At 34.4% G+C, this 23982-nt stretch carries 21 protein-coding genes; 9 read left to right on the top strand and 12 right to left on the bottom strand.

Annotated elements, in window-relative coordinates; genetic code table 11:
- Positions 1–11: 11 nt before the first annotated feature.
- On the top strand, positions 12–140 hold the full coding sequence (locus V4D31_RS06170; protein WP_353685582.1) for a hypothetical protein: 129 nt from the start codon (positions 12–14) through the stop codon (positions 138–140).
- Complete coding sequence (locus tag V4D31_RS06175) at positions 133–930, top strand: hypothetical protein (RefSeq protein ID WP_353685583.1); 798 nt, start codon at positions 133–135, stop codon at positions 928–930. The genes V4D31_RS06170 and V4D31_RS06175 overlap by 8 nt, the downstream gene beginning before the upstream one ends.
- Here V4D31_RS06175 and V4D31_RS06180 read toward each other — a convergent pair.
- Both V4D31_RS06180 and V4D31_RS06185 read right to left on the bottom strand, forming a co-directional pair.
- Positions 902–1660: a DUF72 domain-containing protein gene (locus V4D31_RS06180; RefSeq protein WP_353685584.1), complete on the bottom strand. Its 759-nt coding sequence runs from the start codon at positions 1658–1660 to the stop codon at positions 902–904. The genes V4D31_RS06175 and V4D31_RS06180 overlap by 29 nt on opposite strands.
- Entirely contained in the window at positions 1633–2625 is a 993-nt protein-coding gene (locus V4D31_RS06185; protein WP_353685585.1) for a dTDP-glucose 4,6-dehydratase, read from the bottom strand. The genes V4D31_RS06180 and V4D31_RS06185 overlap by 28 nt, the downstream gene beginning before the upstream one ends.
- Positions 2626–2730: 105 nt before the next feature.
- Here V4D31_RS06185 and V4D31_RS06190 point away from each other — a divergent pair, with 105 nt between their 5' ends.
- The 7 genes from V4D31_RS06190 to V4D31_RS06220 are packed head-to-tail and all read left to right on the top strand — an operon-like array spanning position 2731 to position 9667.
- Positions 2731–2979: an FmdB family zinc ribbon protein gene (locus tag V4D31_RS06190; RefSeq protein ID WP_353685586.1), complete on the top strand. Its 249-nt coding sequence runs from the start codon at positions 2731–2733 to the stop codon at positions 2977–2979.
- Positions 2980–3738, top strand: coding sequence for a sugar phosphate isomerase/epimerase family protein (locus tag V4D31_RS06195; RefSeq protein ID WP_353685587.1), 759 nt, complete (start codon positions 2980–2982; stop codon positions 3736–3738).
- Positions 3739–3789: 51 nt separating this feature from the next.
- Entirely contained in the window at positions 3790–5520 is a 1731-nt protein-coding gene (gene ilvB / locus V4D31_RS06200; RefSeq protein WP_353685588.1) for a biosynthetic-type acetolactate synthase large subunit, read from the top strand.
- 9 nt (positions 5521–5529) lie between these two features.
- Positions 5530–6018 carry an acetolactate synthase small subunit gene (gene ilvN, locus V4D31_RS06205; protein WP_353685589.1) on the top strand — a complete coding sequence of 163 codons (489 nt, stop codon included), beginning with the start codon at positions 5530–5532 and terminating at the stop codon, positions 6016–6018.
- A gap of 25 nt (positions 6019–6043) precedes the next feature.
- Positions 6044–7285, top strand: a complete 1242-nt coding sequence (locus tag V4D31_RS06210) for a homocitrate synthase (RefSeq protein WP_353685590.1) — start codon at positions 6044–6046, stop codon at positions 7283–7285.
- A gap of 13 nt (positions 7286–7298) precedes the next feature.
- Positions 7299–8381 (top strand): isocitrate/isopropylmalate dehydrogenase family protein, encoded by a 1083-nt coding sequence (locus V4D31_RS06215; protein WP_353685591.1) that lies wholly within the window; start codon positions 7299–7301, stop codon positions 8379–8381.
- Entirely contained in the window at positions 8378–9667 is a 1290-nt protein-coding gene (locus V4D31_RS06220) for a hemolysin family protein (protein ID WP_353685592.1), read from the top strand. Before V4D31_RS06215 ends, V4D31_RS06220 begins: the two co-directional genes overlap by 4 nt.
- A 3-nt stretch (positions 9668–9670) precedes the next feature.
- Here V4D31_RS06220 and nrfD read toward each other — a convergent pair whose 3' ends face one another.
- The 10 genes from nrfD to V4D31_RS06270 all read right to left on the bottom strand — a co-directional run bounded on the left by nrfD (position 9671) and on the right by V4D31_RS06270 (position 23879).
- Complete coding sequence (nrfD, locus tag V4D31_RS06225) at positions 9671–10672, bottom strand: NrfD/PsrC family molybdoenzyme membrane anchor subunit (RefSeq protein WP_353685593.1); 1002 nt, start codon at positions 10670–10672, stop codon at positions 9671–9673.
- Positions 10659–11660, bottom strand: a complete 1002-nt coding sequence (locus tag V4D31_RS06230) for a 4Fe-4S dicluster domain-containing protein (protein WP_353685594.1) — start codon at positions 11658–11660, stop codon at positions 10659–10661. The genes nrfD and V4D31_RS06230 overlap by 14 nt, the downstream gene beginning before the upstream one ends.
- Positions 11661–11798: 138 nt before the next feature.
- Entirely contained in the window at positions 11799–12671 is an 873-nt protein-coding gene (locus tag V4D31_RS06235) for a cytochrome c3 family protein (RefSeq protein ID WP_353685595.1), read from the bottom strand.
- 184 nt (positions 12672–12855) lie between these two features.
- On the bottom strand, positions 12856–13314 hold the full coding sequence (locus V4D31_RS06240) for a cytochrome c3 family protein (RefSeq protein WP_353685596.1): 459 nt from the start codon (positions 13312–13314) through the stop codon (positions 12856–12858).
- A 57-nt stretch (positions 13315–13371) separates the two neighbouring features.
- Complete coding sequence (locus V4D31_RS06245) at positions 13372–14700, bottom strand: (Fe-S)-binding protein (RefSeq protein ID WP_353685597.1); 1329 nt, start codon at positions 14698–14700, stop codon at positions 13372–13374.
- Position 14701: 1 nt separating this feature from the next.
- Entirely contained in the window at positions 14702–14923 is a 222-nt protein-coding gene (locus tag V4D31_RS06250; protein WP_353685598.1) for a hypothetical protein, read from the bottom strand.
- Positions 14905–15378 (bottom strand): hypothetical protein, encoded by a 474-nt coding sequence (locus V4D31_RS06255; protein WP_353685599.1) that lies wholly within the window; start codon positions 15376–15378, stop codon positions 14905–14907. The genes V4D31_RS06250 and V4D31_RS06255 overlap by 19 nt, the downstream gene beginning before the upstream one ends.
- Positions 15378–16631, bottom strand: a complete 1254-nt coding sequence (gene tmcD, locus V4D31_RS06260; RefSeq protein ID WP_353685600.1) for an electron transfer complex subunit TmcD — start codon at positions 16629–16631, stop codon at positions 15378–15380. Before tmcD ends, V4D31_RS06255 begins: the two co-directional genes overlap by 1 nt.
- A 365-nt stretch (positions 16632–16996) precedes the next feature.
- Positions 16997–20479, bottom strand: a complete 3483-nt coding sequence (locus tag V4D31_RS06265) for an Eco57I restriction-modification methylase domain-containing protein (protein WP_353685601.1) — start codon at positions 20477–20479, stop codon at positions 16997–16999.
- On the bottom strand, positions 20421–23879 hold the full coding sequence (locus V4D31_RS06270; protein WP_353685602.1) for a helicase-related protein: 3459 nt from the start codon (positions 23877–23879) through the stop codon (positions 20421–20423). The genes V4D31_RS06265 and V4D31_RS06270 overlap by 59 nt, the downstream gene beginning before the upstream one ends.
- Positions 23880–23982: the final 103 nt, after the last annotated feature.

Below are 23982 nucleotides of genomic sequence, written 5' to 3' on the forward strand. Positions count from 1 at the left end.
GTGGGCAAAAAATGTTTATGACTATTGCAGAAGACGAGAAAAATCACATTAAGGTGATTGAAAAAGCCCTTGAAGGATTAGAAATCCCAGCGGATACTTTATCCTGTAAGCAAATTATGGTATATTATAGATATGTTTAAAACTAAAGCCTTTGGTGATTCAAAGTTTAGAATTCAAAGTTTGGCTTTAGTATTTTATCTCACTGGTTTTTTAGTTGTATTAGCTGAAACCATCTTTCATATTTATGGTAAGAGTCTCTGCACAACACAGGGATGTCGGATTGTTGAAAGTTTTGTTAAAGGAGGAGACCTTGTTCTCCTTCTGGCAGGTTTACTCTTATTTGGAATCTTAATATTTATCTCTTTTTATAAATTTCCTCAGAAAATTAAAATATTAATTGAGTATATTCATTCAGGGATTCTTATCGCAGCATTATCAGTAGAAGGTTATTTGCTTGGTTTCCAACTATTTATAATTAAAGAACTATGTATCTTTTGTCTTACTGTCTTTGGAATTCTTTTCATAAGTAGTGTTGTAAGATTATTTAAAAAACGGTTAGAAATGGCTTATGCATTTGCTGGTTTTGTTTGTGTATTTTTAATAACTTACTTTGTAAATCCTGGGATTAATCTAATACCTTCTTCCAGGTATGTGATTGTTTATTCCAGAGGGTGTCCCCATTGTGAAGAGGTAATACAGTTCTGTAAAACGCATTCACTTTCAGTTCAGACTATTGAAGCAAAAGAAATTGTAGGCACTCTTAGAGCTCTAAAAATAGACCATGTCCCTGTTCTTTTTTGTGATGAAGGCACAACGAAAAAATTTATTGTTGGACAGAACAGTATAAAAGAATATCTGCTCAGTAAAGCTCCTCAAACAAATACTCAGGAAGGAGTATGTCCTATTTTTGAGAATGGGAAATGCCAGTAAGAAGCTCTTTAAGCCTCAATGCATTTTTTACAGCGTATCCCAGAAAGTCGTTGTCAAAATAAAAAAAGCTAGGCTTATTCCATACCTTAAGTTTTTGAGCCCACTGTCTTAATTCCTCATCTGTATATTCTGATGCATAAAGCCTTTGTGAGCCATGCAGCCTCACATAAACAAAATTTGCTGTAATGGCTTCGTAGTAAGGAAATCTTCCAGCAGAATCTGCTATACAGAACGCTATGTTATTTTGCTTCAAAATTTCAAAGAAATTATCGTTTATAAAGGTTTTATTTCTAACCTCAATTGCATATCTATATTTTTTGTCAATCAACGAGACAAAATCATTAAACAGAGATTCATCAAATTTTAATCCAGGCGGGAGTTGAATTAAAATGATACCCAATTTTTCTTTTAAAGAAGCATACTTTTCAATAAAACTGTTCAGCAAATTTTTATCCACTCTAAGTCTTTTAAAATGTGTTATCTGCCTTGAAAGTTTTACTGAAAATAGAAAATCTTCTGGTGTGAGAGTATACCATTTTTGAAATGTTGAAGGTCGTACGTCTCTATAAAAAGTTACATTTATTTCTACAGTTGAGAAATGCCTGCAATAATAAGACAACCATTCTGAATATCTTAATTGTTCAGGATAAAAAATTCCTTTCCAGTGTCCGTATTGCCAGCCTGATGTGCCGATATAGTAATTTATTCTTCTTTGTATAACCTGCTCCATAAGTCTTCATAATAAAACAACTTTTTAAAAAGCCATGTCCTGTTATTTAAATTCCACTCTACTGTATATTTTAATCCTGATTCAAGCTTTGTTAATGGTAACCAGCCTGTTTTGTTTTTAATTTTTTCACTACAAATGGCAATTCTTCTTTCATGCCCTGGACGGTCAGGCATAAATTTTATTAGAGTTTCTGGTTTTTCAAGCATTTTTAGTATCTGTTTTACAATATCTATGACCTGAAATCTTTCTCCACTTCCCACATTGTAGACTTCTCCTGGGTTGCCCTTTTCTAAGACTGCAAAGATTGCTCTTATACAATCACAAAGATATAACCATTCTCGGATTATATCGCCTGTACCATAAACCGGAATATGCTCATTTCGCAAAGCCTTAAGTATTGTCATAGGTATAAGTCTTTCAGGATTCTGCCATGGACCGTAAATACTGCAAAGTCTTAAAGTAATAACAGGAACTTTCAATGCTCTCCAGTAAACCTGCCCAAGCATATCTGCTGATGCTTTACTTACAGCATAGGGAGAACGAGGATTTAAAGGACAATCTTCATCTCTTTCTCCTTCTTTAATATTCCCATATTCTTCATAAGAAGTAATATTTATAAATTTTTCTACTTCAAATTCTTTAACAAGCTCAAGAAGATATATAGTACCTATAATGTTTGTTTCCATAAAAATGCTCGGCTCTATGACTGATCTGTCTATATTTGTCTCAGCTGCAAAATGTAATACTACTTTGGGTTTATGTTTTTCAAATATTTTTCTTAATTCTTCTTTGTTAAGAATATCTACATTATAGAAATCTATTCTGTCTTGAATTGGTTTAAGTCTTTCCATATCCCCTGCATAAGTCAATTTATCAACAACAGTAACTTTCCAGCCTTTTCTCGCAGCCAGTTTTACAAAATCACTTCCTATAAAACCGGCTCCACCAGTTACAAGGACTTTCATGCCTGAATCCTCCTTAAAAAATTTTTACTTAATTATACCAAAAATAAACAAAGATATTTTAAAATAAAATCTATCAACATTTTCATGAAGGAGGTGTTTAGTTAAATGCCAATTTATGAGTATGAATGTATGAAATGCCACAAAGTTCACGAAGTCATTCAGAAATTTAGCGAAGAACCCTTAAAAAATTGTCCTGTTTGCGGAGGAGAACTTAAAAAACTTATATCCAAGTCTTCTTTTATTTTAAAGGGAAGTGGTTGGTATGTAACAGACTATGCAAGAAAAAACAACTCAGGAAATGGCTCTTCCAATTCAAATACAAATTCCAAAAAATCAGAGGAAAAATCCACATAAATGAAAAACATACATATCCATGTGCCATATAACAAAATTTATAATTACATTGATACCATTCAGAAAGAAAAACTTAACCTTGAAATATATTTTGACTCTCAATCACTTGATTGTATTACTACAAAGGATACAGAAAAACTTAAAAAAACTCTATTCTATGAGCCTGCATTATCTTTCCACGCACCTTTTATGGATTTATCTCCTGGTGCAGTTGATTCAAAGGTAAGAGAAGTGACCATAGAAAGATTTAATCAAGTTTTTGATATTGCTGAGATATTAAATCCAGTATCAATAGTTTTTCATTCAGGCTATGAAAAATGGAAGTATGCCTTTAAAGTAGAAGTCTGGCTTGAGGCAAGCCTTAAAACATGGGAAAAAATTTTACCAAGAGCTGAACAACTGAATATTAAAATCGCCATAGAAAACATTTTTGAAGAAGAACCTGAAAATCTTCTAATGCTTATGAAAGAACTTTCTTCACCTTATTTTGGAGTATGTTTTGATACAGGACATTTTAATCTTTTTTCAAAAAAGAGCATTGATGAATGGCTTGCATGTTTGAATGATTACATTGTAGAGCTTCATCTTCATGATAACAATAAAAAATTTGATGAACATCTTTCTATTGGAAGTGGCTGCTTTGAATTTGAAAAATTTTTTAAATTATTGAAAAATAAAAATTGTATTTACACAATTGAAGCCCATACGCCTGAAGAGGTATTCAAAAGCATAAAAATGCTTGATATATTGATTAGATAAAAATTATTGTGGTATTCTATTGTTTAAAAATTATAAAATAAGGATATAGCCATGGCAAAGATGAAAGGTGCAGAAATTTTAATTGAGTGCCTTAAGAGAGAGGGGGTAAAACATATTTTTGGATACCCCGGAGGAGTAATTCTTGATATCTTTGACCTTCTTTACGATGATCCAGATATAAAGCTAATTCTTACAAGGCATGAACAGGGAGCCACCCATGCTGCTGATGGATATGCAAGAGTAAGTGGGAAACCAGGGGTTGTATTGGTAACAAGTGGTCCTGGTGCAACAAATACTGTCACAGGTATAGCAACTGCTTATATGGACTCTGTCCCTCTTGTTATTTTTACAGGTCAGGTGCCAACATTTCTTATTGGAAATGACGCTTTTCAGGAAGCAGATATTGTAGGAATTACAAGACCCTGCACAAAATACAACATCCTTGTAAAAGATGTTAAAGATTTGGCAAAACAGATAAGAGAAGCCTTCTATATTGCAACTACAGGAAGACCAGGACCTGTTCTTGTCGACCTTCCTAAGGATGTAACCCAGGGCAAGGCAGAGTTTATCTGGCCAGAGACAGTTCACATAAGAAGCTATAACCCAACTTACGAAGGCAATATTTATATGATAAAAAAAGCAGCACAAGAAATTGCTAAAGCGAAGAAACCTGTAATTATTGCTGGAGGAGGTTGTATTATTTCTGAAGCTCATGAACATTTAAAAGAGCTTGCAGAGATGACACAAATTCCTGTTGCAAACACCCTTATGGGACTTGGTAGCTTTCCGCGCACTCATGAGCTTTCGCTGGGAATGCTTGGAATGCATGGCACTTACTACGCAAACATGGCAGTGCAGAACTCGGATCTAATAATCGCAATTGGAATGAGATTTGATGACAGAGTCACAGGAAAAACAGATGCTTTTGCTCCTCAGGCAAAAATTATTCATATAGATATTGATCCTACATCAATTCGTAAAAATGTAAGAGTTGACATTCCCATAGTTGGAGATGTTAGCAGAGTGCTTCAGGTATTAAACAAGATTCTCAAAGAAGAAATAAAGCCTCAGTGGGAAGAAGTAAGAAAGGCATGGCTTAAACAGATAAATCAATGGAAAAAGGAAAAACCTCTTACATACGAATTTGACCCAGAAGTTATAAAACCTCAGTATGTTATTGAAAAGATATATGAGATTACAAAAGGAGACGCAATTATTACAACAGAGGTTGGTCAGAATCAGATGTGGGCAGCACAGTTTTATAAATTTGACAAACCTCGCAGATTTGTAACATCAGGTGGACTTGGCACAATGGGATATGGTTTTCCTGCAGCAATTGGTGCTCAACTTGCATTTCCTCAGATGACAGTGATTGATATAGCAGGAGACGGAAGTATTCAGATGAATATTCAAGAACTGGCAACAGCTGTTGTTTATGATTTACCTGTAAAGGTTGCCATATTAAACAACAGCTATCTTGGAATGGTAAGACAATGGCAAGAGCTTTTTTATAATGAAAGATACTCTCATACTTATTTAAGCACAGCACCAGATTTTGTAAAAGTTGCCGAAGCTTACGGTGCAGTGGGATTAAGAGCAACAAAACCAAGTGAAGTAGAACCTGTAATAAAAGAAGCTTTATCAATAAGAAAGCCAGTATTTATGGATTTTGTTGTTGATTGGAAGGAAAAGGTTTATCCTATGGTGCCACCTGGAGCTCCTATTGATCAAATGATTTTGGAAGAAAAGAAAAAAGAGCGCAAGCTGAAAGCGGTCAAATAGGAGGAAAAAGTGAGACACACAATTTCTGTTTTAGTAGAAAACAAATTTGGAGTTCTGGCAAGAATTGCAGGATTGTTCAGTGGCAGAGGTTATAATATAGAAAGTCTTTCAGTTGGAGAAACAATTGATCCTCAAATATCAATAATGACAATCGTAACAACAGGTGATGATAGAGTTATTGAACAAATTACAAAACAGCTTAACAGACTTGTTGATGTTATAAAAGTAGTTGATTTAACAGAAATAGATCATGTAGAAAGAGAAATGGTTTTAATTAAAATAGCACCAAGAAAGGAAAATAGACTTGAGGTATTAAAAACAGTTGAAATATTTCGTGGAAGAGTTGTTGATTCAGGGCCTACAACATATACAATAGAAGTCACAGGAGATGAAAAAAAGATTCAGGCTTTTATAGAACTTATGAAACCCTTTGGAATAAAAGAATTTGTTAGAACAGGTAAAGTAGCCATTCCAAGAGAAATATCACAAAGAAAATAACAAATTTTCAAAAAAGGAGGATTAAATGGCAGACAAGCCAAAAGTTTATCTTATTGATGTAACAAATAGAGATGGCGTTCAGACTTCAAGAATACTGCTTCCAAAGCTTTCAAAAACAATGCTTAATTTATATCTTGATGAGATGGGCGTTTATCAGAGTGAAATTGGATTCCCTACCCTAAAACATGAAATTAATTACATTAATGCCAATCTTGAACTTGCTGAGATGGGAGTTTTTAAAAGAATTCATCTTGAAGGCTGGGCAAGAGCTATTCCTGAAGATGTGGAGTTAGCATTTAAAAACTGCCCAAAACTTAAACACTTAAATCTTTCAATCTCTACATCTGAAATTATGATACAGGGTAAGTTTCAGGGAAGAAAAACATGGGATGATATAGTAAAAAGCATGTATAATGCTGTAAAACTTGCTAAAGAACTTGGAGCAGAAACAGTAGGATTTAATGCAGAAGATGCCTCTCGTACCGAACTCAGCAGACTCATTGAATTTATTCTTGCAGGTAAAGAAGCAGGTGGAGATAGATTCCGCTATTGTGATACACTGGGATGCGAAGACCCCATTACAATTTATGAAAGAATTCATACTCTTGCTCTGGCAACAAAATTCCCCATTGAAATGCACTGTCATAATGACCTTGGCATGGCAGAAGCAGTCTCTGTAGCAGGAGCTCAGGCTACAGTAGAAGCAGGAGTAGACAGTTACATAAATACAACAGTAAATGGATATGGTGAAAGAGCTGGCAATGCTGATTTAGTCTCAACAATTCTTGCTCTGAAGTTTTCCCATGGACTGAAAGAAAAGTGTCCTCTTGATGAACATGTTAATCTTAAAATGGCATGGAAGATTGCAAAATACGCCTCCTATGCTTTTAATATTCCAATTCCTATAAATCAGCCAGGCACTGGTGCAAATGCATTTGCTCATGAATCAGGCATTCATGCTGATGGAGTTTTAAAAGACAGAGCCAATTACGAACTTTACTCTCCAGAAGATGTTGGTCGTGGAGAGCCAGAACTTCTTGAAACAGGAAGGATTATCACCACTGGAGAATACGGTGGAATAAAAGGATTCAGATATGTATACAGCAAGCTTGGCATAGAATTTCATGATGACAATGAAGCAAGAAAAATACTTGAACTTGTTCAGTATGCAAATTTACATACTCAGAAACCTCTCACTGATGATGAGCTTAGGTTTATAGCCCAGTATCCTGACATCGTCAGGCAGATTCTTACAGTAACACCATAAGGAGGACTGATAAATGTATACTATCACACTCATTCCAGGAGATGGAATTGGTCCTGAAATATCAGAAGCAATGATGCGAGTTGTAGAAGCCACAGGAGTAAAAATTAACTGGGAGATTCAGAATGCTGGTGAGGAAGTTTATTTAAAAGAGGGAAATCCTCTACCAGATAGAGTAATAAATTCAATTAAAAAAAATAAAATAGCAATAAAAGGACCAATAACAACACCTGTTGGAACAGGTTTCAGAAGTGTAAATGTCACCCTCAGGCAGGCTTTAGACCTTTATGCCTGTGTAAGACCTTGCAAAAGCTTTAAAGGTGCAAGAACAAAATATGAAAATATCGATCTTGTCATAATAAGAGAAAACACTGAAGACCTTTACGCAGGAATTGAATTTAAGAAAGATGAAGCTGATACTCTTCAGTTGATTAAATTTATTGAAGAAAAAACAGGAAAAAGAATAAGACAGGATTCTGGAATAAGTATTAAACCAATTTCAGTTTTTGCAACAGATCGAATTGTCCGATTTGCATTTGAATATGCAAGAAAAAACGGAAGAAAAAAAGTTACTGCTGTGCACAAAGCAAATATTATGAAATACACTGACGGACTTTTCCTTGAAGTTGCACGACAGGTAGCAACCAGTTATCCAGACATAGAGTTTGAAGATAAAATAGTGGATAACATGTGTATGCAACTCGTTCAAAAACCAGAGCTTTATGATGTGCTTGTACTACCAAATCTTTATGGAGACATTATAAGTGACCTTGCAGCAGGATTAATTGGAGGACTTGGACTGGCACCAGGTGCAAACATTGGTGATGAATATGCTGTTTTTGAGCCCACTCATGGAAGTGCACCAAAATATAAAGGATTGAATAAAGTAAATCCTTTTGCAATAATATTAAGTGCAGTTATGATGTTAAAACATCTTGGTGAAACAGAGGCTGCTAACAAAATAGAAAAAGCTGTAGCAGAAATCATAGAAGAAGGAAAATTTGTAACCTATGATATGAAATCACCTGATGATCCAAATCCACCAGCAGGAACACAGGAGGTAGCAGAGGCACTGGCTAAAAAAATTTCAACAATATGAACGAAATTTTTTTAATATTTTTTTTGATTATTTTAAACAGTTTTTTTGCTGCAGCTGAAATTGGAGTTGTTACATTAAGAAGATCAAGACTTAAACAGCTAATTGAAGAAAAAAATCCAAATGCTGAAATAGTTAAAAAATTCAAAGAAAATCCAGATAAATTCCTTGCGACAATTCAAGTTGGAATTACCCTTATAGGCAGCCTTGCTTCAGCTCTGGCAGGTGCTTATGCAGTAGAAAATATAAAACCATTGATTGAACTTCTACCATTCAATTTTTTAAAAGTTTCTGCTGAAGCAATCTCTTTAGCTATAGTTGTCATATTAGTTACCTACTTTTTAGTAGTACTCGGTGAACTAATTCCAAAGTCCATTGCTCTTGTTCATCCTGATTGGGTAAGTTTAAAAACTGCAAAATTTATCGATAAGTTTTCAAAATTAACATTTATTTTTGTAAAAATTCTCACTATTAGCACAAATTTTGTTCTCAAACCCTTTGGACTCAAAGCATTTTCCCAGAGAGGCTTTATTTCTCAAGAAGAATTAAAGCTTCTAATTGAAGAGGGAGAAGAAAAAGGCATATTTGAACCTGAAGAGCGTCAACTCATTCACAGTGCATTTAGTTTTAGTGAAATAACAGTTAAAGAAATAATGGTCCCGGCTCCTCAAATGGTTACTGTTAGTATTTACATGAGCATTGATGAGATTAAAAAGATTATCATGGATGAAAAGTTTTCAAGATATCCTGCACTGGGAAAAGACTTAAATGACATCAGAGGAATACTTCATGCAAAGGATTTTTATAATGCACTTATTAAAAATCCAGAAACACTGGATATAAAAAGACTTCTAAAGCCTCCAATGTTTGTTCCTGAAACAATGAAAATTAACATTCTTCTTAAAGAGATGCAGAAAAAAAGAGTTCATATGGCATTGGTTGTTGATGAATACGGTATTGTAACTGGTCTTGTAACTCTTGAGGATATTATTGAAGAATTGGTAGGTGAGATACGAGATGAGTATGATACTGAAATGCCTGTAATAATGCTTGCAGATGGTTCAATGATAATTGATGCAACCATCTCAATAAGAGATTTAAAAGAAGACTATGGAATAGAAATTGAAGAATCAGAAGAGTATGATACTCTTGGAGGATTTATTCTTACAGCTCTTCAAAGAATTCCCCGCGTTGGTGACACTGTAAATGTTAATGGTAAAGTTTTCAAAGTTATTGAAATGGTAGGTCAAAGAATATCAAAGATAAAGTATGAACCGTTAAAAATGTAAACTCTATGACAAAATAGGCATTCTTCTGACAATGAATCTATAAAAAAGAATTATTAATGTAACAACTCCCAGAGAGAGCGCCACTTCCATCCAGGTAGGATAGTATTTATCAGAAAGAGGAATATACCAGTTGTAGGCAATGAGACTTACATTAAAACGATTAACAATTACTCCAAAAGCAACGACAAAGGCTATTACTCTAACTACTTTAGCATTATTTGTTTTTATTGCATTTATTAAAATCAATGCAGGAGTCATTACAAATCCGACAATTTCAAAAAGATACCAGTAGCCATAATCAGTATTTAGATAATGCCAGTTATCGTAATGGGTAAGGTCAAGAATTTTAAGAATTAAATATACAAAAAGCGATACAACAAGAGCCTTAGCAAGCCCTATTGTCTTTCTATCGAAGTCTTTTTCATCAAACTCTTTTATGTATTCTTTAAAGATTTTATGTGATATAGTGCTTTCAATTATGACCATTGAAATTCCAGCAAAAACTGCAGAGATGAGGAAAAACAACGGCAGTAATGCCGAATACCAGAGAGGATGAATCTTAGATGGTGCTATGAGAAACAGTATTGAATTTAATCCCCATGACCAGCCAATTACATAGGGAACACGGTAGTATCTACCAAGGTCAAACATCAATGCAAAGACTGCAAAAACATAACCAAGAAGACTTGAAAGAATTGCTGGACGAGCAAATTTTTTGTAGTCTTTTAGGCCGAAGAGATAAACTGCTGTGCCTACTGTAAGTCCCGGTGCTGCAAGGGCAATTCCTGCAAGAATGTCAAAGCTAATCCACAATCCCCATGGATATGTATCAGAGAGATTTGTTGCAGGACCAAGTCCATAAAGGAGCCTGTATGCCATTGAATAAAAAGAAAAGGCAAGAATTAAAAAGGCAATGAAAAATGGCAATGTAGCATGTTTTGAAACATACTCTTTAAAGTCCATTCCCAAAAGTATTTTTTCCTTAAACCAGCTATTGTTTCTCATTGCTCTGCACATCCTGTGATTCTTTTTTCTTTCTGTTTTTTGAAATCATGTAATAGGCTCCCCAAACAAGTGGTGCTGCAGCAATAATCTCAAGCACCTTTACTGTAAATAGAAAATTTTTACTGTAAGATGGAATAGGATTTTTGTCAAGCTTTGGAAATCCTAATTTTTCAAATGAAACTCCTGAAATATAAAGCCAGTTTGTTCCACCTGCTTCATGCTCTCCATAAACATGAGGTATATATCTTTCAGGATTTTTATTTATTGTCTCATAGGCAAGCTTCAGCATCTCATTTCTTGGTCCAAATCTTAAAGCATCAGCAGAACATATTTCTACACAAGCAGGAATCTGAGACTCTGTTATTCTATCAAAGCACATTGTGCACTTTGTAATCTGGGGTGTAATTGGATCATAGTATTCATAAGCTGGAATATCAAAAGGACATGCAATCATGCAGTAACGACAGCCCACGCATAAAGAAGGATTATAAAGCACTGCTCCATGAGGAGTTTTCTTAAAGGCATCTACAAAACATGCAGCCTGACAGGCAGGTTCAGTGCAATGCATGCATTGTTTTTTTACATAAACAGGGCGACCATTTTCGTAAAATCTATTAACAACTGTAAATGCTCCAGCAGAGGTTCTTCGTATTTTATCAAAGACTGAAGGTTTTTTATCTTTTGATTCCTCAAACTCTTTAATTGGCTTATTCGGATTTTTATTCCATTCATTGCATGCCCATTCACATCTTCTGCATCCAATACATTTTGTAAGGTCAACAAGCACAGCATAGGGCTCCTTTGGCTTTTGCTTGTCTTTTAATGCTTCATATTTTAACCAATTCTTTCTATTTGCAATGTTACCTGTTGATTTCACAGCTCTCTGAGATAAATCTGAAGGTGATTCTCCGTAAACATTTCCTTTTCCACCAATCAGACTAATTCCTGCAATTGTCAATATCCTCTTTAAAAATTCTCTTCTTTTCATACCGTGGTACTCCATAAACTCAATATCTTTTCCTTTCCCTTAGCATTCCCACAATAACAATAAATGCAAATATTGAAAGCACAGCAATGGCATACTCAGCTCCATGATGAGAAAAAAGCTGTTCAAGGATGTACATTTTTATATCCCTCCTTTTCTTTCATGACAATCAGTGCAGGTTTTTGGTTTCTGTAACTCCATGTTTTCATGACAACTAATACACATTCCATGATAAGCAGATTGAAGTCTTGGTCTTGCAGGCACCTGAGAGTCAAATGATACACTGTGGCAACTAACACAAAGAGGTGCTGTCTTTGCTTCGGCTTCTTCTTTACTTTTATGATGACAACCTTTACAAATTGTATTTAAATCCTTATGGAAATATGTTGCAACCTTGCTTTGATTTGATATTTCTGCAAGTTTTTTTACCATTTTATAATGAGGCATCTTAACAGGATTAAACTCCTTTTCAATATGTTTTATCGCAACTTCTTCCTTCACTTTTTGAGGTGAAACAATGAATGGAGCAACCTTTTCAATCTCTTTTTTACCACTGTGGCATCTGCTACATATTTCTTTGTTTGCCACCTCTGTTTTAACTGGTGCAATAAAGTAATGACAGCCAATGCATTCTTTCTTACTGGTTAAATTTCTATGACAGCCCTGACAGCTCATCTGCGAGTTTTGCGAATGATAGGCTGTAAGAATATTTACAAATCCACCTTCCTGTTTGCCTTTTAAATTATGACATTCTCTACAACTTTTTAGTGTTTCATGATGGCAGCTTCTACATGTCTTATTATTCTTTTCGTGAAACTCATGATCAAACGAAACTCCTTTCATTTTTGCTTCTTCAATGTTTATGAAGGCAATCTTTGGCTGATCCCTTTCAGGTCTTGGAATATCTTTAAGTTCCTCAATTGTTTTATATTTTCCTGTATGACACTTTGAACACTTTAGTGGTCCTGCTTCCTTAGCCTCTAACTTATTATGTAAATGACAGTTTAAACACAAGCTGTGAAAGGCTCTTTCAATATTCCAATTGTCCTGTTTTGCTATTTTTACTATTTTTGAAAGTTCCGGTCCTTTCTTCTTATTTAAATCATGACAGTAATAACAGGACTGCTCAGTTCCTTTCTCATATACCAGTGCAAGTTCTTTGTTTTTCTCTTCAATGTCATATATATGATGGCAAAGACTACAGTCTTTTTTTATGTTTTTTCACATGTTTGTCATGAAGGGAAAAATCAAACTCCACTGAAGGATGTTTAACTATCATATCATCATTTTCTTTCTTATGGCATTCCCTGCAGGAGAGAATTACAGGCCCTGTTTTAATTTTTTCAAAGCTTAATTTTTGATGACATCTCAGGCACTGCTCATGATAGGCATTCTTAAGCAGTGAAGAATCCTTTCTATCAATGTTTTTAGGAAACTCAAAGGAAAATTCACCGAATTTGTCCTGAACATGACAATCCTGACAAATTCTTTCATCAGGCTTTTTAAAAGCCTTTGTCAGAGCTTCAACATGCTTTTGATGTTCAAATAAGACCGTGCCATATTCAAGTCTGCCAAAATATTTCTTTATGTGCAATTGCGATAATATCTTTACCTGCCTCTGGGCTTTTACTGACAGGTTCTGAAGACAGCGAAGCATAGATACCTAATCCAGAGAAAACTACAAACAGCAAAATTCCTATAAACCCAATTTTCCTCATGCTCTCATCTCTTCAGGAATTTCCATTTGCTCTGCAATCATGTCTGTTAAAAACTTTACATGAACTCCAAGCTTGTAATAGTCATTTAAGTCTTCAATTCCCTTATGACAGGTATGACATGGTGCAATCACTATTTTTGCTCCTGTGTCTTTTATCTGTTCTGCCTTTATTCTACCGCCTTCAATTCTTGCCATCTTCCATGGCGGACCCGCATCAATCATTCCTCCGCCAGCAGAACAACAGTAGTTATGGTCATCTTTTGGCGACATCTCTATAAAGTTTTCGCAAAGACTGTTTACAATATATCTGAGTTTTTCTCTTAGTCCTCTATATCTGATGATATTACAGGGATCCTGCAATGTTACAGGTTCTTTAATTTTTTGGCTGATTTTTATTCTGTTGTTTTTTAAGAGTTCGTAGAAGAACTCAACACCATATAGATAGGGAATTGGATTTTCCTTCCAGCCAATAAGTCTTGTTCCTTCATATATGCCTGTTCTGTAGGCATGTCCGCACTCTCCCATAACAATTCTCTTAACATTCAATTTAAAGGCAACTTCATAGTGAGTTCTCACCACTTTCTGAAAAGTTTCATGATCCTGAGCATAAAAAGATTTGTTTGTATAATCCCATCCATCACAATCAGGCATTGTCCAGTCAACCTTTGCCACATTCATTATCTTTGCCATGTTAGCAAGAAGCCCAGTCATGTATTTTGCCTCAAGTCCATGGGCAAGATAAAGAATTTCAGCGTCTTTTTTACCCACTGGAATTCTTGCATTTTTAATTTCTGCCCTCAGTTCATCTTCAAGCCATTGAACTGTATCAAGCCATTCATCCTGTCTAAACCACAACATATTTGTTGTCTGCATGTGACTCAATGCCTGATCCTGAATATACTGAGGAACTGCGCCAATAAGGCAACATATTCTTCTTACAAGGCTAATTAAATAAGCAATATCAATACCAAAGGGACAGAACTGAACACATCTCCGGCAAAGATTGCATTCAGAGAAGGCAATTCTTGCATATTTTTTTATGTCCTCCTTACCAACATTGCCATTTTTATTGAGTATATCCCATATTGTTTGCTTTACTTTGGCTGCAGGTGCATAGGTTGGATCATTATCATGGGATAAATAATGATGACAGGAAGTAGAACACATTCCACATCTAACACAGGTATCTACAAAGACTTTAAGCCTTGCAGAGGCTTCTCTTTTTAAAACCCAATCAATAGCCTTTTTTATTCTAACTTCATCAATTTCTTCTAAGGTTTTGTCAATTCCTATGTCTGCTACTGTCTTTCTAACAAACTCTGTCATATCAATAATCCCTTGAATGTCTTACTGCACCAAACTCACTTCCAATATGAGTCCTTATGAGCCAGAAGAAAAACATGTGGCTGAGTCTCGTAAAAGGAATAGTAGCAAGCATGATTTCTCCCGTAATCATGTGAATCGTAAGCATTATTCTATACTCAAAGAAAAGCTCATAATGGGCAAGAAATCCTGTTATAAAAGGTGCAGCTACAATAATAATTGCCATATAATCTCCCTACCAGTAAGAAATCTCACATCTGGTTGAATTATTCTACGGATAACAAGCAGAATTATAGCAAATATGACAAGCAATGTCATTGCATCAGCCAGGGACTGAGGCAAACTCCACCAGCTAATCTTCCATGAGTCATACCACAGCTCGATATGACCGGCTAAAAATAAAGGAGTTAAAATAACGCATATGTGAAAAACAAAAGTCAGCAATGTAAACCATGGATGTCTTCTCATACTTATACTTCCAAAGGGTATAAGCCAATGAATGATAGAACGAAGAGTGTATTTAAAGCTCAGATAAGGATATATTACCTTTTCTTTTTTTGCAAGCTGAATGCTGTGATAAACACGATAAAATATCCCGGCAAAAAACATCACAAAGGCAAGCCAGACAAGTGGACCTCTCGCCAGTGTATAAATTGATGGATCTCTGAAAAACTGCTCCATTATCTTAAAATCTCTCCAATTGTAAAAATTTTTCTATAATACTTTCCATTTTTGAGACATCTTACTAAAATTTTTTCTCCATCAGGACTGAAAACAGGCTCCCACAGCATCTCAAAAACATCCTTTCCAATCTTTCCATCAAGCACTATAAAGAAAACTCCGTCCCTTTCTACTTTTGCAACAATGTGAGAACCATCAGGGCTGAATTGGGGTGTCCATACTCTTTCAAAGCCTTCGCTCCATGCAATTCCGTCAACAGCCACTGTCCATAAATTGTTTTCCCTTACAACAGATGCTACTTTTTTACCATCAGGACTGAATTGAGGAGGCAGAACAGCCTGAGAGAATGTCTTTGTCCATGCAACTCCGTCAACAGCTACTGTCCATTTTCCAAACTCTGTGGCAACAACTGCTGCAATCCTTTTCCCATCAGGACTAACTCTCTGATTCCATAGCTGGACAAAATACTTATCCCATAAAGGTTTTCCATTCAAAACCAGTGTCCATCCTTTATCTGTTTTAACAGGAACGCATACATCATTTTCATTGATGAAAGCAGGCTCCCATGCATTAGGAAAAATCTCCTTCCACAGAGCTCCATCAACTGCCACTGTAAATTCCTGCTGGGAAAGCCTGACTGTAGCAGCAATCCTTTTCCCATCAGGACTGAAAGTTAATCCAAAAACAGAAATAAAGTTTTTATCCCACGGAACTCCATTAACTGCAACTGTCCATACTCCTTCTTTAAAACTAAATATATCAAGCACCTGAGGATTTTTTGTCCTTACATAGCAGGCTGTTTTTTTGGCATCAGGTGAGATAAATAAATCCCTCGCATCAAAAAAGAGATTATCCCAAACCTTTCCATTTACACAGGCTCCATAGGAATCTCCTTTTTTTATATTAAAGGCTGCGCATGATGCATCTTTGCTGAACTGAAGATTCCATGCATAATCAAAAGTTTCATCAAGCAAAACCTCATCCTTTGCCATTGTCCATTCATAATTCTTCAAAACAAGGCAGGTAACAGAACCATCAGGAATAAGCCTTAAAAAACAAACTCTTTCAAATGTGTCATCCCATGTTTTTCCATTTATGCATGGCGTAACCTTTTTGTCTTCAATTTCAACAACTGCAGCAATCTTTTCTCCATCAGGACTTGGGACAAATTCATGGACAAAATTGAATCTGTTTTTCCAGTCGTTCACATCACATACTAATTTTTCCTTTGTTTGCCAATCCCAGTTGAACATGTTAATCGTTATCTATTAAAAAACAGAATTAAAAAAAAGTCAAGTGGGTATGCGCAAACCTATATCTTCGCATACATCACTTCAACGCCTCCATGATGTCTCTCCCTTTTTTTCTAAAAATCTTTAACAAAAACTAATGCCAGATAATCCTCTAAAATTTTCCCTTTAACCTCCAGTGGCAAAAGACCGCTAAGAATACTTATTTTCAAAGAAGGAGAAATGAATAGAAATTTTAAAAGTTTTTTCAGCTTTTGTTTGATCATCTAATTTCCATTTTCTACCATTCATTTCTTGCCCCTCCAATTATTTTTATTTCTTCCTCTGTTAAATCATAGAGTTTATAAACCAATTTATCTATTTCTTTTTCAAGTTCTTTGACTTTTGCTTGTTTTTGTGGATTTGTTTCGTAGTCCGGAGATTGGGTGAGGGAGAGGATTTGGGAGACGAGATTTTCTATCTCTTTGACTATGTGATGGTTTTGGGGGGGTGATGGGGGGAATGAAAATTCTTTCAACATACTGGTTTGACAATAAAAAGCCCGTGTCAGCATATTGATGGACGTATGTTTTGACATAAAAATCAACTAATTTTGAATTTAAAATTCCCAATAAAAATCTTAAATTTTCTCCAGTCATAAAAGCCATCGAATCAAGAATGTATAAACCTTTTGGAACAAAACAAAATGAAAATTGTTGTGTCACCCTCTGCCACACAATCTTTTCCTTTTCAAATTCGGGGTAGTAGTCTGATGCCCATCTTTGTAAAGCATACCACTCATACCTTTTGCAAGTCTCTTCTTTGTTCCTTTGCATAAGTCCATCTTTATATTGAAGTAAATAACTGTATAAAGCTGGATATTTCTTTCTAAATTCACTTTCTGCTAATTCAGAAGCTCCTGTAATATTTTGATTTTTGTGTAATGGAAAATGCCAAGGTATATATATCAACCACAATCCTGCCCACTTGTATCTCCACCTTTCTATATCCCTTCCTCTCAAAACTGGTTTTATTATCTCTTCTGTTCTTTTTCTCTCTTCTTCTGTTTTGCAGTTAGCCAAAATCCTGTTTCTTGTTTCTGTATCAATTATAAATGCCTCGTTAAAGCCTGTTTTTATTCCAAAGTAAATTTTTACATCCCAATCTTTTAATGGCTTTCCAATCTTTTCTATCTTTTCTTTGAGTGCTAAAACCTTTTCATCAGCAAGTGTCCAGGCATTTTCAGAGAGTTTTTGTTGTGGGATTGTGTTTTGATTTTTACTGATATATTCAATTACATCACCATCAACTTTACCTACATTTACAAATTTCACTTTGTGGTTATCATCTGGTTTTGCTTTTTGAAACAGTATTATGTTTGTATCAACAGTTTGTTCAAATACAGGGTAACCACTAAAATCAACGAGGGTTAAAACTTTTGTGTTTTCTTTAAGAAGCTTTCTTAATTTCTCTCCATACTTTGCCCTCATCCATTTGTTGCTTGAAATAAAACAAAGGATACCTTGTGGCAAAAGCAAGTTATAGCCTTTTTCATAAAAATAAACATAAATGTCTGCTGTCGATGCAAATACCTTGTACCCTTGCTGTTGAAGAATTGGCTTTAATTCCTTGATCCTCTCCTGCCTCACATAAGGCGGGTTGCCTATCACTATGTCAAAGCCATCCTCTACCCCAAACATCCATTCTGAATCAAACCAATCCGCTTTTGCCATTTGCGAAAAAATATCAATTTCTACTATCTTTTGAACTGAAGTTTCAGGCCAGCCAGATTTAATAAGTAAACTCTTTATTTCTTCTCTTATTTCTTTGGCTTTATTTTCAATTCTCTTTTTCTCTTTGCGATTTTTTATTCTAAAAAATTTTTTATGTAAGGTTTTCAAATCCTCTTTGGGTTTTTCAATTTCCTGTGGAATAAGCGCAAGTTGCTTAGGTCTTTCAAGACTAATCAAGGTATCTGCAGAAACAAATTTAGTCTCTAAGTGAGGAAGGGGTCTAATCCCAAAATTGGGTTTATTAAAATCAACCTTTTGGTCTATCAATAAGCTCAGAAAGAATCTTAACTTACATATTTGAATAGCTATAGGTTGAATATCAACACCATAGATGGAATTCTCAATAATATAAAGTTTTCTTGCATAATCTGGATAATTTATAGATTCATCAAAGATTTCATTCACTTCTTTGAGTAAATTTTCTCTCTCCTCTTTATTATCTATTTTCAAAACCTTCTCAACTTCCAGTAAAGCTTTATTAAATTGAAGTTCATACCATAATTTATTATCCGGATCTATTTTACTCAAAACATGGACTAATTTATGAACTACTCCCATTGGAAAAGCACCAGAGCCAACTGCAGGATCTATAACTTTAAGAGAATCTATAGCCTTTATTAAATTATCTTTTTCAAAGGGAGTCAAACCTACCTCTCTTTCTTCGTAAGAAAGAATTTTCTTAAGTTTTTCTTCATCAATAGCTGTTTTTGTCTTAAAGTATTCAAGAAGAGCTTCTTCAACCATAAAATCAACAATTTCTTTGGGAGTATAATAGGAGCCTGTTGCTTTTCTTGCAGTAGTTTGAGTTTCTGGATTATAACAAGCAAGAAGATTTTCAAATATATGTCCTAAAAGTTCTGGATCAAGAGAAACTTCTACATCAATAGGCGAGGATTCATCTGCAGTAAAGTTGTAATCTTTTAAAATATTAATAAGCCCTCTAACTTTTGCCTTCTTCTTTTCTCCATAGAAATCACTTAAATCCACTTCTCTTTCAGAAGAAAAGAAGAGAAAATCTGGAATCTTTGCCCTTTTGTCTTCTCTACGACTAAAACCATCTATATAGTTGGAATCTTCATCTAAGCATTCAAAAAGGCCACCATTAATAAAAGGAACCTTGCTAAAAAGCTTTATAAATTCGTCCTCAGAGATAAGAAGTTTATTTTTGTATCTATAAAGAGTTTTTACTCCATAGTGCGTTCTATTTTCCAAAAAGGTTCCATCTTTTGTAAATTCTCTCTCTTCAGGATATCTATTTAAAGTTGCAAAAAACAAATTCTGAAGAACGGCATTGTAATAATTATCAACCTCTCCAAAGTCTTTGACTATCTTAGTCAAAAAGGATTCCTCAAAAATCTCTTCAGGAATTAACTTCTTTTCTTTCAAAAACCAAACAAAAATAAGCCTTGTAAGAAGCCTTATTAGATTTTCCTCAGAAACTCCCCCAGGAAACCAGACATTTTTTAGAGCCCAGGCATACCAGTTTTGAATCTCTGTATAAAACTCTTTGGTAAGGGGAAGGGTTGAAAAGGCTGAAATTAGGGTTTTTAATTGGAAAAAATCTCCCTCATATAGGGCTTTAAGAAAAGTTCTATATGGCCTTCCTCTTTCTACAAAATAGGTATACCTCTTGTAATAGCTGAAAGCTGTTTTGCCAGGTTCATAAATCTTATGAACCAAAGAAAACCTGAAATTTCCCTCTAAATCATAAAAGGTAAAAAGACCTGCATCAACCCCTATGTTGTCTGTTGTTCTTAAGATTTTTTTAGCAAGCTCAAATTGTCTTTTCTTGCTTGACCTATCAGAAAGCTCATACTCTACCTTTACACCAAAGGCTTTTAAAGTGTTATTATCTCTTAATCTAACCGTCAAAATTTCTCTTATATCCGAGAACTTTTCATCCTCAAAATCAAAAAGCCTCTTTTCATAAAATTGAGGATCTAATTTTTTGAACTTCCAATAAAGAACATCATCTTTTAAGGTTTTTAAAGAAAAATTATGAACTAACTTCTCCAGAGCTTCACGAAGAATATCGCTTGACATAGGACTTACCATCAATCTTTTGGTTTTCAATAGCAATTATTACCTCTTCTGGCTTTTCTTTAAGGAATTTTTCAATTTTATCGAGAAAATCTTCCCCTATCTCAGATTTTATTTCTTCTAATTTGCTAACAAGCTTTTCCAAAAGCCCTTTTAATTTCTCCTTGTTTCCTTCTTGCTCATAATTTCTTATTTTTTTACAGATATCTTCAAAATCTGCAATTTTTCCTATTACATATTCAGAGAGCGTACGATACCTTGTTATGTCTTCTATAAGATCTGAAATGAAGGAGTGATAATTATTGAGTTCTTCATAGGGCATTTCAAGAATTAGTTTTAATGCCCTTTGAGAGGACTCAAATAAATCTTTAGAAGATGTCCTAATATCATTCTTTGCAGGAAAAGATTTTTCAAGAATTTGATGATAAACTTCCCAGAAGTCAGAGCTTAAAGGTAACTGCCTTTCTTCAGGATGGGCTTTTATTTTCTCAAACACTTCTTCAAAGGTTGTAGTTTTTGCCGCTCTTTCATCGTATCTTTGATATCCAACGAAAAGGTCTTTACCTCTTTTGATAAAAACCATAAGTTCATTTTCTGATTCGGTTTTAGCAACTTTAATTCTACTTGGGAGATCTTTTAGGCTTTCAACAAGCTCACGATGCTCTGTTAAAATGCGGTCATATTCTTTAAACACTTTGGTATAGAAACTTTCCTCCTCTTCATCCTGAGGCTTAGTTGTAAGTCTCCGATAGAGTTCGGAGGACTGGGGCTCTTCATCGGGACTAAAAATTTTGGCATCCTCACCAAGAACATTGTGAATCATGAACATTTTAGTTTGAGCAATTTCTCTTGACCGCACATAGTCTGCACCTTTTTGTGTTGGGAAAAAGTTTACAATGTAAATTTCATCATAGACCTTTTTGGCAATACGATTTATACGTCCAACTCTTTGAATAACTCTCACAGGATTCCAGGGAATATCATAGTTTATAACCTCTCCGGCTCTGTTTAAGTTAAAACCCTCTGAAAGTTTATCTGTTGTAAGAAGTATATCATACTCATCTCTTTGTTCTTTATATTGAGCATCAAAATTGGCATATATTTTTTTTATGATAGTTTTGCTTAAATTTCCAGCAGCTGTAAGAACTCGACTACCAAAGTGTTCATTAAGAATTTCTTTTAGATACTTTGCAGTATCTATATATTCTGTATAAATTACAACTTTTCTTCTCTTTTCGTTAAACTCTTTAACAACTTCTACAAGTTTCTGAGCCTTTGGATCTTCTTCAAGTAAATTTAGATCTTCCATTTCCTCCTTTAGCTCTTTGAATAACTGAATATCTGATTCAATATCCCTGAAGAATTCATCCCTTAATTTAAACTTATTGATATCATAAACTTTGTAAAAAGAAGAGTCCAATTTTTCCTCTTCTAATTGCTTTTTGTAATTCTCTAATATTTCTAAAATTTCCTCTTCGTCTTTTTCATAAATTCGCTCTATAAGCCTCCTATCAAGAATAAATTTATTGGTTTTTTGAGCAAACTCTAAAGCTTTCTCATAAACTTTCATAAAATTCCCAAGGCTCTCATAGAAAGCTTTAAAACTACTTTCAAACCTTTTAACAAGAAGCCTTCGCATAAGATCATAAAGACTTTTCTGATAAGTATAGAGAAAAGGATCTTCCTTTTTTTCTAAATATATTTCTGGCTCGTCGAAAAGATCCCTTGAGATGCCCTTTTCATATAAAATTGGTAAATAAATAGCTCCTTTAAATCTTCCACCTTCATCAACAGTGTAAAATGAGTTTATAACTTTATCGTAAAATTCAAGTTGCTCATCTGTTAATTCATAAAAAGCCTCGATTGGGTCTTTTACTTCAGGAAATTCAATTCTCTCTTTATCTTTGAAATATTTTAAATCCAGGCGATTTCTCCTTATTACCACAGGCTCAAGAATAGAGCGAATTTTTCTTGCAATTTTTTTTACTCTCTGATTGACTTCGATCAGATGTTCTGAATTTAGAGAACTTACTTTTTTTAAGAAAAGATCTTGATAAAATCTTAGAGCTCTACTTTTGCGTTTAGGATCACTTGAATTCCAATATTTTTTTATATAGGCCAGTTTTTTGAATTCGGTTTCGTATTGTTTAAAGCGGGCTTCAAGATCTCCATCATAAACTATTGATGATTTTTTGGGAATAGTAAAAAGTTTAAGAAGAGCAAATATGTCTGATGGGCTGTTATTAAAGGGAGTTGCGGAAAGAAGAAGAACTGTTTTTCCTCTGCAAATTTCTCTCAAGTAGTGGTAGTTTTGTGTTCTTTCATTTCTAAAGCGATGAGCTTCATCTACTATGACCATTTCAAAATCGTGATTATTATTGACAAATTTCAGAGCATCTTCCAATTTTCCAAGAGACCATACCTCCCAATCCCAAAGTTTAAAATCTTCCAGATATTTTTTCCAACCTGAAGTTTTAGCATTATCTCCAATAAGATGTGGAGGACAAATCACTATTCCTCTTTTACCAAGAGCTTTGGCGGTAAGACATGCAATTATAGTTTTCCCAAGTCCCACAACATCTGCAAGAATGCAGCCACTGTGAGCTTCACAATTAGCAACTGCCTGAGAAACAGCTGAAAGTTGATAATCATAAGGTTTGTATTTCCTTTCAAGTAAAAGTCTTCTTAAATCTTGAACAGGATACAGACCTTGATGTAAATCTAAGTATATTTTTAACAAATATGCATAGGCTTCAAAAGGAGTTATGTTTCGGAAAAAAGTTTCATTCTCAAGAATTTCTATAAGTTTTTGGACATCTTCAGGAGTTAACTCAATAGCTCTTTCCCAAAAATTGTCAAAATAGTTTTTTGCATCCTCAAAACCATAATCTTTTATTTCTACATTAAATTCATCTTGGGATTCAAGACCTGCTCGCGTTAAATTGCTACTGCCTGTTATAAAAAGTCCTGGAAGTATGACCTTCGAATTTTCATCCATGCTGAATATGTATAATTTGGCATGATTGGGTTCTTTGGTTTTTCTAATAATGAGTTTATTTTCTAAAAAAAGTCTTTTGAAAAAATCAACCTGTTCATAAACCTCAGAATTATCAAGATCAGCTGAAGTAAAAGCTTTTTTAAAGGATTGAAAAAAATCATCTTTAATTATGTTTGAATTAAAAACTTTTAATCTTTTTGCACCTTCGTATATACCATAAACTCCACTATCAATATTAAGCCCTACAAGGATTTTAAGAAATCCTTCTTTAAGTTTGCCCTCTTCATAAAGTTCCCTTAAAATCTTGTATAAAACTTTAAAACCTGAAAAATAGAAAAAGCCTACCAGAAATTTAAGTTCAGCACTATTCTTAATTAGTTCCTTAAGTCGTTTTTCAAGATTCTTTTCAGAAGTATTGGTTATAAACATGTCAAATCCCATTTTTATATAACAGTAATTCCCTATTTGTCAAGCTTATTGCATCACATAAAAATCTATTCAAAAGGAGTTTTTACCTTTTTCTTGACACCGTGTTGTCCTTGCA

Source organism: Thermodesulfovibrio sp. 3462-1 (assembly GCF_040451425.1).
GTDB classification, from domain to species: domain Bacteria; phylum Nitrospirota; class Thermodesulfovibrionia; order Thermodesulfovibrionales; family Thermodesulfovibrionaceae; genus Thermodesulfovibrio; species Thermodesulfovibrio obliviosus.